The organism is Micromonospora sp. NBC_00421, from assembly GCF_036017915.1.
Classification (GTDB): Bacteria; Actinomycetota; Actinomycetes; order Mycobacteriales; family Micromonosporaceae; genus Micromonospora.
Genome location: NZ_CP107929.1, coordinates 1,254,567 through 1,270,116, shown reverse-complemented (window position 1 = coordinate 1,270,116; position 15,550 = coordinate 1,254,567). Strand labels below are relative to the sequence as shown.

Here is a 15,550-nt window from a genome sequence, read left to right as displayed (position 1 = left end):
CGTGGTGGCTAACATCGCCTCGTGGTTGCGGAGTTGATCAGGAAGGTGTCCGTCGACGGGGACGACGACGCGATCGAGGAGTTGTCCCTGATCGCGGACGCCGATCCGGGAAGGCTGACGCCGTACCTCGGCGCGCTGCTCGACCGGGGCGTGTGGTGGCCGGGGAAGCTGTACCGGGCGGCGGACGCGGACGTCGTCCGCCGGGTGATCGAACACATCGACGGTGGCCGGACGCCCGACCAGCTCAACCAGCTGCTCGTCATCCTGGCGCACACCGCGCACCCGATGGCCGAGAGCGCCCTGCGTCGCTGGTCGACACGACCGCCGGCCGGCGCGGAGAAGTTGCACGTCGGCGTCCTGGCCTACGCGCGGGAGGGCGGCTGGACGATCGGCCCGGAGGGCCGCCGACGGGACCTGTGCGGTGACACCGCGTACGCATGGATCCTGCGTGGGGCACCGCGACGCACGGAAGGTCCCACGTGTCCGTGGTGCGGGTCACCGCTGTGGACCGCGGTGGACCTCGATCCGGCGGACCCTGCCGTCGGTGCCGCACTGGCGCACACGGGCTGGTCCGGCCGGCTGGTGATCGAGACATGCCACTTCTGCGCCTGTTACACGACGCTGTACAGCCGGGTCACGCCGGCCGGTGACACCGTCTGGTGGACCGGCAACACCCGCCCGGGCCACCTGGGCTCCGCCGAGGCGGAGGATCCGCCCAGGCTGATACCGGTCCCTGGTGCGGTCCGGCGGAGCCCCTACCAGGCCAGCGCGTGGGATCGGGGCGGATCGACCCTGGGCGGCCGGCCCGACTGGATCCAGGACGCCGAGCACCCCGACTGCCCCGGTTGCGGGCAACCGATGGACTACCTGGGTCTGATCGGCGGCGCGGACCTGGACGAGTACGGCGAGGGCGCCTACTACCTGCACCTGCACCAGCCCTGCGGGTTCGCCGCGGTGAACTACCAGCAGAGCTGAACCCTGGACGGGCCTCGGCGACCGCCGCGCCGATCAGTAGCCGACCGTCACCTGCATCTCGCGCCAGGTCCGCGGTCCGACCACCCCGTCGACAGGGATCCCGCGCAGGCCCTGGTACCACCGCACGCCGCTCTCCGTCCGCGCGTCGAAGTCGCCTGTCGCGCGGCCACACCGGCGCTCCCCCACGAACCGCTGCACGAATGCCACGTCGTCGCCGCTCGTCCCCCGGCGCAGGGTACGTGAGCCCGGCTTCCGCCCGGGCGGCGTCGGCGCGGGCGGAGTGGTCGCGGCGCGCAGGGCGGCCACCGTGAACAGCCCGACGACACCGTCCACCGCCAGCTTCCGAGACTGCTGGAAGGTGCGTACCCACGCCTCGGTGGCGGCCCCGAAGTCACCGTCGACCGCCAGAGCGGCCCCCAGCCGGTTGGCGGTGGCCTGCAACTCGCGGACGTCACCGCCCCGGTCACCGCGCCGCAGCACCCGGTCACCGAGCTTCGGCACCGGCGCCGCCACGATCCCCCAGCTCCGGTCGCTGCGCTCCAGGGCCCGCTGGTGGCTGACGCTGACGTGCAGGTGCTTGTCGTGCGGGTTGCTGCCGGTGTACCGGGCCGGGGCGAACCCCCGGCTCCGGCTCCAGATCGTCCGGTCGAAGATCACGTACTGGGTGGACGGGTGGGCGATGCACTTGCGGATCACCAGCACCGGGTCGATGCCGTCCCGGTCGATGTCGAGCGCGTTGACCGAGCGGTCGTCCGCGTCCGGGTTGTGGTCGGAGGTGCCGGCCTGGTGGGCGGCATCACCGATCCAGCCGTCCGAGGCACGGTCCCGGTGCGGCCAGCGCCTGTCGACCTCGTCGCGCAGCAGCCGCAGCGTCGGCGCCAGGTGGTACGCCGCGAGCGCGGGCGGCTCCGGGGGCGGCTCCTCCTCGGCGGCGAAGAGGTCGTACCCGACCGCCTCCCCGATCCGGCTCTCCGGATCGTCGTCCTCCGGGACCGGGCCCCCGTCGACCCGATCGATCACCATGTCCATCTCGTACTCCTCTCTGCTGGCCGCCGTTGCGGTGTCACGCGGCGGTGGGGGCGTCGGGCGTCGGGGCGGCGTCGGCTGGGGCGGCCGGGCGGGCGTGCGGCGTCGCCGGCACCTCGACCGCAAACGGTTCGAGGTCGGCGCGGATCGCCGAGACCTGCCAGTAGAAGGCGTGCGACGCCTTCGCACCGTCGACGGTGCGGACCCGGAACTCGCCGGCGGCGACCCGCGACGCCGCCAACGGCGACACCGGCTCGTCGTCCTCGAAGACCGGGGTGAGCTGGACGGTCCGACCCTCCAGCCGGGTCAGCGCCTCGAAGTACCCGGGCAGGTCGACGGTGGCGACGCCGTCGACGAGCCGCCCCTCACCCCGGTAGTAGACACCGTTCTCGGGGCCCTCCAGCGCGGCGTGCACCAACAGCCGGCGGTCCGGATCCGCCGGGTCGTCCAGCGGGTGGTCGATGACGAACTGCTTCGTCCGGCCCACGATCTTGCCGGTGGCGGCCTCCAACGAGATCGGGTACGGGCCGCCCGCCGGCCCCGCGTAGACAGCCCCGGAGACGAACATGTCGAAGGTGCTGATGCCCCCGCCACTCCAGTCGGGAATCGAGTTCGGGCTCGTCTTCACTCCGAGCCGACCGTTGACCTGCAGGTCGCCGCCGACAAGACCCCGCTTCTCCACCCACAGGCAGCCCGCGTCCGGCGCGGAGTTGTTGCCGTACCCGACGTACACACCCTGGGTGTTGAGCAGGTAGAGCCGCTCCGGGCCGCTCAGGTGCAGCCGTCCGGCACCGGCGAGATAGCCCCCGTCGGGGAGGTTGACCGTCCCGGCCACCCCGAGCGCGCCCTGGACGGTCAGGTTCCCGCTGGCACCGGCCTCCTTGACCACGGTCAGTCCGGCGCCGGCCCGGACCGCGACCTGGCCGTCGCTGGCCAGGCTCAGCCCGCCGCGTCCGCGGACCCGCGCGGCCCGCAGTTCCTGCACCTCCAGGTCCGCGTACGGCTGGCTGTGCAGCGGGTAGCCCAGCCCGGGGGTGGTGCTGCTGCGGTCGACCAGCTCGAAGCCGCGCCCGGCCCGGAAGGAGAGCTGCGCGTGCTGGACACCCGTCCCCCAGAAGCCGAGGCCGGTGACCACCTGGTCGGCCTGCACGGCGGTGCCGTCCAGGCTGCCCAGGTGCAGCATGCTCCGGCTGATCAGCAGCCGGTCCCCGCCGGCCTGGTGGAAGGCGATCGCGTCCTCGGGGTCGTTGTTGTTGCCGATCCGCAGGACGGTGTTCTCGCCGGCTGCCGCCCAGTAGCGGATGAACGCCTCGTCGCCCACCCCGCCGCCGGGGTTGGCGGGAAACTGGATGCCGGCCTCCGGCGAGTTGCCGACGGCGGGCACGATCGCCCCGGCCGGCATCCGCAGCCCGGCGACCAGCCGGCCGGTGCTCTGCACCGTCACCACGCCCCGGTTGCTGACCACCTGGCCGAGCACGATGGTGCGTCCCGGGTCGGCCGGCGGGGTGCTGGTCAGCTCCACCCGACCCTCCTCGGTCCACCGGGTCTCGGCGGCCACCCCGCCCTCCTCGCGCCGGTCGGTGAGCGTCTCCAGGTAACGCAGGGTGACCTGGAAGGTGCCGTCGCCGGGCGGGCTCAGCCGTCGGCTGCCGGGCACCACGACGAGCAGCCCGTCGGCGTCGACGGCCGCGCCCTCGGCGACCGTGACGTCGCTCCCGGTCGCGCTCAGCTCCAGGCCGCTGACCACGCCGACCGGTTGCCGCAGCCGGGCGGTGAGGTGCTGCCGGGACAGCAGGTAGTCCACCGCCTGGGCCAGGTCGGCGGCGCGCAGGTACTGGTGGTCGTAGTAGCGGGGCCGGGCCATCGGCAGCGGCAGGTTGTTCTTCCAGGTGATCGTCATCGGTTTCTCCGCGCGGATTCGAGATCGGTGGAAATGGTCGGGTCGTCCGCCCCGGCGGCGGGGCTCATCGGGGCTCCACGGCGTCGTAGCGCAGGCCGCTGGAGACGGCACCGCCGGTGGCGTGCCGGGAGCGACCGAGCCACAGGTGCACCGAGCCGTCCACGCCCCGGGCCAACTGCCAACGGCGCAGCACCCGCACCCCGGACCGGCCGATCTCCTCCTCGGGTACGGCCAGTTCGACCACCCCGGTGCCGCCCGGACCGGGCCGCCAGTCGAGCAGCCGGCTGTGCCCGGACACCGGGACGGGCGGCCCGTCACGGGTCGGCTGCTGGATCGGCACCCGCCGCAGCCGCACCGCCGTCGGGTCGTCGGGCATCGGGGTGGGGACGAGCGGCACCCAGTTCTCCGGCACCGTGGTGGCGAACGCGTAGGACAGCTCGGGCACGGTCACCGGGCGTCCGGTCACCGGGTCGACAGGCGGCGGATCGGACACCGGTGGACGGGGCGGGACGGCCGCCCGGGCGACCTGCGCGCTGCGGTCGATCCCCCGGCCGGTCGCGCCGGTCACCGTACGCTCGATCGCCCAGGCCAGGTTCGCCATCTCGTCCCGGCCGAACCGGACCTCCTCGACCGGCTCGGAATCCAGTGTGGTGGCTGCCGTCGCGGGCAGGACCAGCACGTCGGCGGGCCCGTCGGTGACCGCGCCGGACGGCCGGAACAACGCCCAGCCGCGCCCGCCGGGAGCGGCCGGCACCAGCGTCGGGGTGCCGAACGTGTCGGTGACGATCAGCGACCGGATCCGGGTGGCCGAACCGACAGGCAGTTCCAGTGGCACCACGAAGTGGTCGTTGGCGTAGACCAGGCCGTACTCGAGCAGGAACATCCGGGCCAGGTCGGCGGCGCCCGCCCCGACCTGGGCCAGGTTGATCCGGGAGTCCTCCATCTCCCAGAACCGGGTGGCCGGCATCCCGGCGTAACCGACCGGGGTGGGCAGGGTGACCCGGACCAGCTCCTGGCTGGCCGGCTGCGCCTGCAACGTGTCACCGGGCGCGTTGTCGAAGTGGTACCAGTCCAGTCGGTCACCGTCGTACTCCCGGGCGGCGAGCACCAGCTCACCGGCCGACCCGGCGGCGGCGACGGAGAACTCGTACTCCATGCGCTCCCGCTGCCAGGCGGTGTCCTCCAGCCCGGCGGTGCTGATCAGCGGGTGGAAGTCGGCCGGCGGCCACGGTGGGCTCGCCGGCCGGGGGTCGACCCCGGGCGAGATGACCGCCGGTAGCTGCAGCAGGTATCCCCCGGGTGGGCCGGGCGGCCGGGGCGGCACCCCCAGCCAGGCCAGCCAGCCGACGATCGCGGTACGCACCGCGCCCGCCAGGGCCGGCGGCACCGGCACGTCGGTGTCGACCGTCCCGGCCGCGCAGGCCCGCAGCAGCAGGTCGCCGTGCGGCACCCGGCCGGCGACCACCCGCAGGTAGCCGACCGTGGCCGCGTCGGCCGCCGACGGGGCGTCCGGCGGCACTGCGGGGATCCGGTAGCGGCGGGCGACCGCCGGTGCCAGCTCGGCGGCGCCGGCCTCGGCCAGCAGCCGCAGGAACTGCTGGCCGGTCTCCACCGAGAGTCGCAGGTCGTCGGCGGTGGCCGCGCCCTCCCGCTCGGCCAGCGCTTCCAGCGGGATGTGGGCCGGCAACCCGATGGTGCTGCCCGAGGCGGCACCCGGGCGGTACCTGGTGAACGGGGTCACCTCGGCGTGCACCCGGGCGGCCACCGGCGAACCGGCGTCCTCTCCGGTGAACTCGCCGAACTGCCACTGCCGGGCGAGCAGCCACAGCGGATCGGCGGTGCGTGCCTCCAGGGCCGGGCTCAGGTCGCCCCGCCGGGTACGCGGCTCCAGCCGGGTCCAGGTCGTCACCGAGGCCGACGGATCCGGTGTGGCATCGGGGGGGACGGCCGACGTCGGCCGGTGGTCCTGTCCGAGGTGGGTCATCGGCCCTCCTGCTCATCAGTCGCGGGTGCCGCGTCCGGAACGAAGTCGGTGGTGGTCGCCGCCTCGGCGACGTTGGTCGGCAGGTAGAACGCGGGCAGGAACTGCCCGCCGGCACCGAGCGAGTCGAGGTCGGTGACCCGGGCGATCGCCAGGTCGAGGGTCTCCTCGACGGCCTGGGCCAGGCCCGCCGGCTGCCAGCTCGGGGTCCCGTCGGCGCTGACCGCCAGCAGCACCGCCTGGGCAGCGGCGGCGGCCGGCGCGTCGTACTCGAAGGTCAGGCCGGTCCGGGTCCGGGCGGCCGGCACCACCTCGGTCCACTCGTCGACGAGCAGACCGTGCACCGGCCGGACGGGGTCGAGGTCGCCGAGGCTGACCAGGACCAGCGAGGTCGGTTGGCTGTCGGGTGGCGGCGGGGCCTCACCCACCCACCGGTCGTCGGCCCGGTAGGGCAGTTGGGCGACCCTGACCCGCGCCGGCACCCGCACCACCCCGCCCGCGTCGAGGGCGTCGGCGTAGGTCAGCGCCTCCTGCAACCGGCCCACCGCCGGGCGGACCCGACCGTAGCGGGCCAGCCAGCGTCGTACCGGGTGGGGCGAGCCGCCCTGCAGGGCGTCGCTGGCGGCGAGTGCGGTGGCCAGCGCGGTCGGGTCGGGGGCCCGGCTGGCCGACAGCACCGGCATGTCGGCGCCGAGCAGGGCCCGTACCCGCGCGACCTGCAGTTCGCGGCGGGCCTGCGGTGGCGCGTCCGGGTCGTCGAAGTCGGTCTCCGGGTCGCAGTCGCAGCCGTCCAGCGGGCACGCCACGGTGCCCCGGGCCTCGGCGACCAGCCGGCAGTGCGCGGCGATCCGCCGGGCCAACTCGTCGCCCGCGGACCGGCCGGCCTCCGCCACCTCGGCATCGCTGTGCGGTGGCGGGAACACCCCGACGACGCCGAACCCGGCGGCCGTGCGCAGCGCGTCACGCACGGTGGTCCCGCCCCCGGCCGGGTCCGCCGGGCCGCCGGCGGGACGCAGGTCGTCGGCGGTGGCGCGGGCGAGCTGCCACAGCTCGGTGGCCTCGTGCCGGGTAGCGTGGTCGACCTGTACCGGCGCGTCGGACTCGGTGCCCAGGTCGGCGGCGAGCAGTTGCCGGCTCCGGCCGAACAGGTCACGCAACGCCGCGACCGCAGACAGGAACTCGGCCAGGCTGACCCGGGAGGCAGGCCAGTCGGGATCCCGGTCGTAGTCCAGCGCCAACCGCCAGTCGGGGGTCACCCGGGACGGTGCGAAACTGCTCCAGGCGACCAGTTCGATCCGCCGGTCCAGATCGGTGCCGGCGGGCACGCCCGGGTGCGGCGGTGCGGCGAGGTGGTCCACCGCCGCTGCCCCGAGAAAGTCCAGGCTGCCCTCGACGGGGTCGGTGACGTCACCGCCGTCGGGTGCGTACCAGCGCATCCGCCAGCACACCCGGTCGGCGGGCGGCAGCAGCGCGGCGGTCAACGCGTCGACCGCCGCGCCGATGATCCGGGGCTGCGCGGACCGGCCCGCCGGCCAGTCCACCCGTCGGCCGGCGAACCGGTCGTCGAGGTGGAACAGCAGGGCGACCCGGTGGGTCACCGTCACCCCACTTGCCGGGGTACGGGTGAAGTGCAGTTCCGGCGGGCTGCCGGCCGCGCCGGAGGCGACGTCCACCGCCGCGGCGGCACGGTCCATGTCGCCCACGGCAAGCTGGTGCACGCCCTCGGCGAGCAGGGCGTCGGCGACCGCGTCGGCGTGCTCGGCCAGCTCGTCGAGCACCTCGCCGACGGCGATCCGGGCGGCACCGGGCAGCTTCGCCAGCTCGCCGGCGAGCGCGCCGGCCCGGTGCAGCCGGTGCAGTTCCAACCCGTCCGCGACGGCGGTGGACGCGACGGTGTCGACGATGCTCGGCGGTCCGCCGTCCTCGGCCGGGTCGACCCGGTGCGCGCGCACCGGGGCCAGCCTGCGGAACAGCGGGAGGTACCGGTCGAGCGGGCCGTCCGGATGGTCGTGCAGGCCGCGCTCGAACCGGTAGCCGAGCAGCTCGCCCAGGGCCTGACCGTCGCGCATGCCGGCGAGGAGCTGCCCGGCCAGCCGGACCCGGCGCGAGGAGAGGTCGACCGCTACCGGGTTGTCGTCGCCGCCGCCGTGCGAGCGCCACGCGCTGCGCAGCACGGCGGCGGTGGCCGCCTGCGCCGGGGACGGGGCGTGCACGTGACCCGCTCCGGCCGGGGCCGCCACCAGTTTCGCCGGCACCGTGGGGTCCAGCACGTGGGCGGGCCGGTCGACCAGGGTGGGCGGTGGTGCAGGGCGCAGGTCGGTGAGCCAGCCGTACGCGCCGATGTGCAGCCCGTCGGGCGTGCCGGGCGGACGGGTGGCGGGCAGCCGGTCCAGCCGGTTACCTGCCAGGGAGGTGACCCAGGCGTCCAGCCGGTGCGCGGCGAGCCCGAGCGTGCCGGCGACGTACCGGTCCAGGTCGTCCGGGTCGAGGGTGGCCGTGTCCAGCCCGGTCGCCAGGCCCTCCAGCGCGCCGCGCAGCTCGCGCAGGTCGGCGGTGGCCGCCAGGTGCCGGGCGTCACCGTCCCCGGTCGCGGCGGCCAGGTAGTCGCCCACACTCCGGCCGCCGGTGCCGGGCACGGTGACCGCCAGCCGCCGGCGCAGCGTCGGCGTGACCTCGCCCGGTCGGACGTCGACCAGTTCCGGCTCGGGGATCTCGGCGGCGGCCGGCAGCCCGGCGACCTGCGCGAGCAGGTCGGCGGCGGCCGAGTGTTCGGCGATCAGCGCCGCCCGCAGCAGCCGGTGGAACAGCGGCACCGGCCCGTCGGCGGCGGGTGCGACCGGAATCCGGTCGCCGCGCAGGCCCACCGCGGCCAGCGCGTCGAGGTAGGCCCGGATCCTCTCGGCCCGGGCCGGGCCGGGTGCGGCCACCAGCGGGGTGCCCAGCGCGAAGGCACCCTCGGCGAAGACCGCCAGCGACAGCCGGGGATCGACCGGGCCACCCAGACCGAGCGCGGCCAGCAGCGCCCGGCCGGGTTCGACGACCTGCTGCCGCCAGTGCGGGCCGAGTTCGAGCCGGGCGAACCGCCACAGCCAGCTCACGTAGTCGTTGCCGAGCATGCTGCGGGCCCGAACCTCCAACACCCGGGCGTCGGTGGCCAGGATCTCCACCATGGTCTGCTCGGGGTCGGGCAACCCGGGCCGGATCCGGGGGGCCGGGGCGGCCAGCCAGACCCGCTGCCAGAGTTCGCGCAGCACGGGGACCGCCCGCGCCTCGGCGGGGCCGGCCGGCTGCCAGCGGCGCAGCGCCGCGACCGGAAGCAGCCCGTAGGGCTGGGCACCGACGCGCAGGGTGGGCAACGGCCCCTCCGGGTGCAGGTGCTCGACGAAGTGGGCGCGTAGTCTCCGCTGCTCGTCGGGGGTGGCCACCGGCAGCAGGTGCCGCAGCATGCTGCCCGGTCCGGCCGGCCAGAGGGCCCGCCGGACCAGCCGGGCCATCCGCCGTTCGTCCCGGTCGGCCGCGGCGGCACGGGCCAGCGCGGTAGGCGCGTCGGCGCGCACCGGCCGACGGCGGACGGCCGCCAGGTCGTCGGCCGTCGGCGCGGTCGGGGACGCCCCGGCCGCTACGGCACGCAGCGGTACGGCCAGAGCCCGGCTGGCCAGGGCGGCGGCGTTCTCGTCCGGCGCACCGGTGTCGCCGGGTACCACGTCGGTGCCGGTGACCCGGGCGACCGGGGCACGCGCGGTCACGGTGACCGTCTCGGTGTTGTTGGTCGGGGTGCCCGGCGGCAGGAAGGCCAGCCCGTCGGTGGCGGCGTGGGCCTCCAGCAACCGGCCGAGCTGCGCGGCGGACACGTCCGGCGCGGTGTCGGTGTCGACGCCGAAGACCAGCAGGCGGTCCACCGGTTGGGGCCGGCCGGCGCTGTCGGTGGGCACGTCGACGGCGAAGGCCATTCCGGCGGCCACCGCGGCCGGGTAGTCGACCATCCAGCGCATGCCCTCGTCGACCGGGGGTGCCGTGGCGCCACCCGCCCCGGCCGGGGTGCGGGTCGCCGGGTCGGCGGGCGGCACCGGGGTCGGTCCGGCGGCCAGGTCGCGGGTCACCGGCAGGGAGACGCCGGTGAACAGCGTGTCGTCGGTGGTCCGGCCCACCGCGTACCAACGGGTGGGTAGCAGTCGGACCCGGGCCGGTTCGCACCACGGCGCCGGGCGGCGCAGCGGGTCGGGCAGGTCACCGGTCGACGGGTCGGGCTCCATCACCCGGGCGATCCAGCCGGCCCGGGTCTCCCCGAACCGCCGGACCAGCTCGGCCCAGGCCTCCGTACCCGGCCCGGCCGGCAGCGGGTCACCGGCCGGTACGGCACCGCCGGTCGGGGCGGTGCCGTCGGCGGTCGGACCCTGCCAGTACGCCTGGCCGGCCGCCACCTCGTCGTCGGTGAGCCGGGGTTCGTGGCTGTCGATGTGGATCTGGTCGGGATAGACCCGGATCCGCAGCGAGGCACCGGCGAACCGGGTCTCCAGCCGGACCGGCAGCAGCGCCAGCGGGTATCCGGTGGACAGCGTCCACGGGGTGCCGGTGAGCGCGTCGGACAGCGGCGTCGGGGTGGCCTGCGGCTGCGCCAGCGAAGGCCGGGTGGCCTGCGGCTCCCCCGACGACGGTCGGGTGGCCGGCGGGACAGCGGTGGTGCCGGCGGGGCGGGGTGCGACGGTCATGGTTGGGTCTCCGGCGTGAGCAGCAGGTCGCTGGCGTGGCGGGCGAGCATGACGGGCCGTTGCAGCGCCACCCGGGCCATGTCGGCGGCGTTGCGGCCGAACACCGCGCCGTCCACCGGCGTGGCCGGGAAGCCCGGCGCGTAAGGGGAGAGGAAGCGGGCACCGGCGGGCAGGTCGCCCCAGTGCAGGTCGTCCCAGTGCTGACCGGCCCAGACCGGGGTGCCCGGCGAGGCCGACGACGGCGGGTCGGCCGGCTCGGTGTCCAGACCGAACCGGGGTGCGGTGGGTTGCTCCCGCAGGACGAAGAAGTAGCCGGGATCGCCGTGCGCCTGGTCGGTCGCGCCACGGGCCTGTTCGGCGGTGAACGGGAAACCGAACAGCAGCAGGTCCGGGGAGAGCCAAGCCTGGAAGATCGGCGGCAGGTCCACCCCGGTCGGCTCCCGCCGCGACCCGACCCAGCGGGCCCGCCGCATGGTGACCACCGTGGACGGGAACCGGCGCAGCACCTCGCCCCGGATCACCAGGACCAGGGACTGCTCGTCGGCGGCGCCGACCGCGGTCAGGTGGCTGCCGAGCGGGCCGGTGCGCCAGGCATCGTCGGTCAGCGGTGGGATGTCGGTGAGCGGCCCGCCCGCCGACGCCGCGCCACGGACGTCCCAGAACTGCCGGAACCAGGTCTGCCGGGGATCCGCGGGGAAACCCCGCCACAGCATCTCCCGGCTCATCTCGTGGTTGAGCCCGACCAGGAACGCCTCGATGAACCGGGGATTGGCGGCCAGCGCGGTCATCGTCTCCGGCGCCACCGCCGGCAGGTTCGGCACCACGTACTCCTGGGACAGCCCGCGTAGCAGCTCGTAGCTGGGCACGTCGAAGGTGATCCCGGCCAGCAGTCGGCGCAGCGGGTCGCCGGTCGGGGGCAGCACGTCGACCAGGAGGTCACCGGCGACACTCAGCCCGGCCAGCACCTCACCGGCGACCGCGGTCTCCGGGCGTACCGTGGCGCGCACCGCGCCCGCCGCCTGGGCGAGGGGCACCCGTGTCGGCTTCGGGTCGGCGGCCAACCGTTGGGCCGGGGCCAGCCGGTCCTGGTGGTTCGCGGCGGCGGCGATGAACCGGTCGCCCATCGCGCTCCGCGCCGCAACCAGGTCGGTGCGCAGGTCGCCCACGAGCAGGCTGCAACCGTGTCCGGTCGGCGCGTCCGCCGCGCCGGGGATGTCCTGCGGCGGGCTCCAGATCACCGGCACGCCGTCGGGATCCAGGTCGAAGCCGACCCTGGTGGTGAGCACCCCGACCCGGGAGCGGTACGCCACCACCAGGTCGGGACGACGGGTGCCGCTGACGTCGACGACCGCCGCACCCGCCGCGCCGCCGGCGGCCACCGCCGCCTCACCGGCGACCGGCAGCGGGCCGGTCCAACCCGGGTCGGCGATCCGGCCGCGCCGGTTGATGCCCCGGCCGGTGAAGTACCGGGCCGCCGGCAGCCCGGCCGCGTCCGTGCCGGCCACGAAGACCAACAGGTCCGGCACCTGGTCGCCGGTCATGTCGACCACGTCGACGCTGACCGAGTGGATCGCCGTGAAGGTGTACGGGGTGGGCAGCGAGTCCGTCCAGCCCCGGGTGACCCGGCCGGCCGCGTCCAGCCCCCAACCGACCCGGTAGAACACCCGGCTGGTCGCCCGTGCCGGGTCGGTGCCGTTGACGGCGTACCCGATGACGAGCTCGGGTGACCCGTCACCGTCCAGGTCGGCGACGGTGACGTCGACCGCGTCGGCGTGCCCGCCCACCGGATCGGGCAGTTCGTACGGGCCGGTCCAGCCGCCGGTGGCGGTGCCGTCGGCGTCGATCCCGCTGCCGACCCAGTAGGCCAGCCGCCGGGTGCCGGGCGCGCTGCCGGCCAGCACCGCCACCGCGATCAGGTACGACGGTCCGCCGGCGGCGAGCGTGCCGGCGGTGATCGAGGTGGCCGCTGCGGGCACGCCGGTGAACGGTCCGGCCACCGGCGCGGTGAGCGTGTCCTCCCGCAGCAGGCCCGCCTCGTCGAGGTGGTGGACGGCCTGCGAACGGATCCGGCTGCCGGCTCCCTCGACCACCCGGTACGACACCAGCAGCGAGGAGAGCAGGCCGAGCCGGGGCGCGAACCGGACGTGCGCCGGGGCCGGGGCGGTGTCCGGGCCGGCACCACGTGGATCGGCCGGAGTGCCGTGGTCGACCCATCCGACGGCCCGGTCGCCCCAGGTGTAGGCGGCCAGCCTCCCGTCGGCGGTCCGGACGAAGATCTCGCCGGCCCGGTCGTCGCCGACGACCGGGCCGGGCCGGTGCGCGGCGATCCCGTTGGCCGGTCGGCCGATCTCCTCCCAGTTCCAGGAGTAGACCCCTGTCGCGTCGTTGCGCCACTGGTAGCGGCCGTACAGCCGCAGGTCGTCCGGGTCGCCCTCGGGGTGGGCCAGGACGAGCAGCTCCGGCTCCTCGTCGTAGCCACTGGTCACGGTCTGTTGACCCAGCGAGACGATCCGCAGGTTCTGCGCCAGCGGAGGGCGGAAGGACACCCGGCCGTGGTTGACGGTCCCGCCCCAGCCGGGCACCCGGGTGACCAGCTCACCGGTCGGGGTGAGGTAGCCGAAACCGTCGGCCCGGGGGTGGCTGAGGGTGTGGTAGGCCGCCGGGGAACCCCAGGTCGGCGGCGGCTGCCCGGGACCGTCGGCGACCAGACTCCACTGCCCGGTGTGGACGAAGAGCCGCTGGGCGGAGGTGGCCACGAACACGCCGGCCGGGGTCGGGCGCGGTGAACCCCACAACCGCTCGCCGGTGGCGAGCTGCGGGCGGCCGAGCGAGATCCAGGTCCGGGCCACGGTGGCGAAGCGGTACAGGTCACCGCCCGGGGCGAGCATGAAGATGTCGGTGCCGCCGGCGGTGGGTCGGCTGGCGGCACCGCCGGGTGGGCTGCCGCAGTCCGTCCACACCCACCGGTCGCCGTCGTAGCGACGCTCGTAGAGCCGACTGTCGCGGGTCCGCACGTACACCCGGTCGGGGGCGACGGTGGCACCGGAGGTCACCACCCGGGTGCCGGCCGGGGCGCCGTGGTCCCGCCAGGTCCAGGCCCCGTCGAGCCGGCGTCGCTCGAACAGCCGGCCGTCGGCGGCGGCCACGAAGAACCGGTCCGGGCCGAGCAGGTCGCCGCCGTTGCTGGCCAGCGTGGTGACCGGGTCGTCCGCGGCGGCTCTCACGAGGGACGTCGGAGCCAGCGTGGCGGCCGGATGCCACCACGGGTCGGCCGCTTCGAGGAGTTCCCGGGTCAGCCGGGCGATGCCCTGCTCCTGCGGGACCAGATCGTCGAAGACGACGCCGCCGGCCGGGATCCGGGCCGGCGGCACCGGGCTCGCGCCGCCGGCCAGCCGCAGCAGCGCCGCCGGTGCCGGCGCGGCGGGACGCAGCCGGCGGGCGAGTGGGCCGCGCGGACGGGCCAACCGGCGGAACGGCGCGCTGGTCGCCGCGCGGGCGCCGGCGTTGCCGTCGAGTAGTTCGTCCAGCGACTCGACGGGGGCAACGCCGGCGCTGGTCAGCCCGGTCGGGGCGGGGGCGGGGACCAGGTCGTGCACCGGACGGGCCAGCGCGACGAGCTGGTCGTCGCCGAGGGCGTTTCCGGGTGCCGTCGGGTCGACCCGCTTGGCGAACAGGGCGGTGGCGCTGTCCCGGGCCGCCTGCCCACGCCGCAACTGCTCGTTGACCTCGGACAGCTCGGCGGCCCGCTGCCAGGCGGCGGCGGCCAGGTCCTCCTGGTGTTTCTGGACGACCTGGGTACCCAGCGCCGCCGCCGCCCGGTAGCGCGGGTCGAGGTTCAGCCCGGCCAGCCAGCGCGGCTCGCTGCCCGGCGGTGGCACCTGCCCCTGCTGGCGGTGGATCTCGCCGTACAGCGGTGGGGTGAACCAGTCCTCGACGTGGGCGAGCAGCTCGGTCATCCGGGCCTGCCAGGGTGCGGCGGCGGCCGGCTGCCAGACGGTGGGGGTCATGCTGGGCGAGGCGAGCGCACCCTCGAACGCGAGCACGGAGCGGCCCTCCACGCCGGCGGGTGCGAGGTCGGGCAGCCCACCGCCGGCGGCGGCGATGTCCACCGGCTGCCGGCCGACGTCCGCCGGCAGGGCCCGGCCGCGCAGCCGCCGGGCCAGCGACTCGAAGTCGCCGTCCGGGCCGGTGCGGAAGGTCCAGTGGTGGTAGACCGGCAGCACGATCGGGGCCTGCGGATCGGCTGCCGGGGAGCCCACGCCCCAGGCCGGCACCAGTGGACCGGCGTCGACCGGCAGGCCCAGCCCGGCACGCACACCGGCGTCGAAGGCCGGTACGACGGCGGCCAGGTAGTCGGTGCCCGGGGCCAGCCGTCGGGGGCAGATCAGCCGGGACAGGGTGCGCTGCGGCGCGTCGGCGAGGATGTCGGCGACGTTCTCGTCCTCGGCGAGGGCCAGCACCTGGACGTGTGCCCAGGCCCAGGACTCGGCGAGGTCGGGGAGCTGCCCGGCGGTGGTGACGAGTCGGGCCAGCGGCTGCCCCGCCGAGGTGTCCAGCCGACCCTGCGGGCCCGCCGGGACGACGACGAGCACCAGCCAGGGACGCAGCCGGCCCTGCGGATCGGGCTTCGCCGGGGTGTACCGCCAGGGCAGGTCGGGCAGGTCGAACTCGACCGCCGCGAACAGGGTCACGTCGACGTTGTCCGCGCCCGCCGCCGGGTGGCTGCGGATGATCTGCTGGCCGTCCAGGCCGGTCACGTCACCCGGCCCGTGCAGCAGGGCGGTGGTGGTGCCGACGAGGTCCACCGGTTCGACCCCGACGGGGCCGGTGCCGTGCGCGGTCACCGAGAGCGCCACCTCGGCGCGGGTGTGCGGCAGCGCCCCGCCGAGCGGGTCGGGTACGGAGACGAGTCGGGCGACGCCGTCGCGTACCCAGGGCAGGAAGCGGAGGCCACCCATG

Annotated in this window: 6 protein-coding genes; 1 reads left to right on the top strand and 5 read right to left on the bottom strand. The window is 75.7% G+C overall.

Annotation, left to right across the window (positions count from 1 at the left end):
* Positions 1 to 21: 21 nt before the first annotated feature.
* Positions 22 to 975 carry a hypothetical protein gene (locus tag OHQ87_RS05835; RefSeq protein WP_328345626.1) on the top strand — a complete coding sequence of 318 codons (954 nt, stop codon included), beginning with the start codon at positions 22 to 24 and terminating at the stop codon, positions 973 to 975.
* A 33-nt stretch (positions 976 to 1,008) separates the two neighbouring features.
* On the opposite strand, the gene OHQ87_RS05830 is transcribed toward OHQ87_RS05835, so the two are convergent.
* The 5 genes from OHQ87_RS05830 to OHQ87_RS05810 all read right to left on the bottom strand — a co-directional run bounded on the left by OHQ87_RS05830 (position 1,009) and on the right by OHQ87_RS05810 (position 15,549).
* Positions 1,009 to 2,004: a peptidoglycan-binding domain-containing protein gene (locus OHQ87_RS05830; protein WP_328345624.1), complete on the bottom strand. Its 996-nt coding sequence runs from the start codon at positions 2,002 to 2,004 to the stop codon at positions 1,009 to 1,011.
* 34 nt (positions 2,005 to 2,038) lie between these two features.
* Positions 2,039 to 3,901 (bottom strand): hypothetical protein, encoded by a 1,863-nt coding sequence (locus OHQ87_RS05825; protein ID WP_328345622.1) that lies wholly within the window; start codon positions 3,899 to 3,901, stop codon positions 2,039 to 2,041.
* A gap of 64 nt (positions 3,902 to 3,965) precedes the next feature.
* Positions 3,966 to 5,885, bottom strand: coding sequence for a hypothetical protein (locus OHQ87_RS05820; RefSeq protein ID WP_328345620.1), 1,920 nt, complete (start codon positions 5,883 to 5,885; stop codon positions 3,966 to 3,968).
* Entirely contained in the window at positions 5,882 to 10,591 is a 4,710-nt protein-coding gene (locus OHQ87_RS05815; RefSeq protein WP_328345618.1) for a hypothetical protein, read from the bottom strand. The genes OHQ87_RS05820 and OHQ87_RS05815 overlap by 4 nt, the downstream gene beginning before the upstream one ends.
* Positions 10,588 to 15,549, bottom strand: a complete 4,962-nt coding sequence (locus OHQ87_RS05810; protein ID WP_328345616.1) for a hypothetical protein — start codon at positions 15,547 to 15,549, stop codon at positions 10,588 to 10,590. Before OHQ87_RS05810 ends, OHQ87_RS05815 begins: the two co-directional genes overlap by 4 nt.
* Position 15,550: the final 1 nt, after the last annotated feature.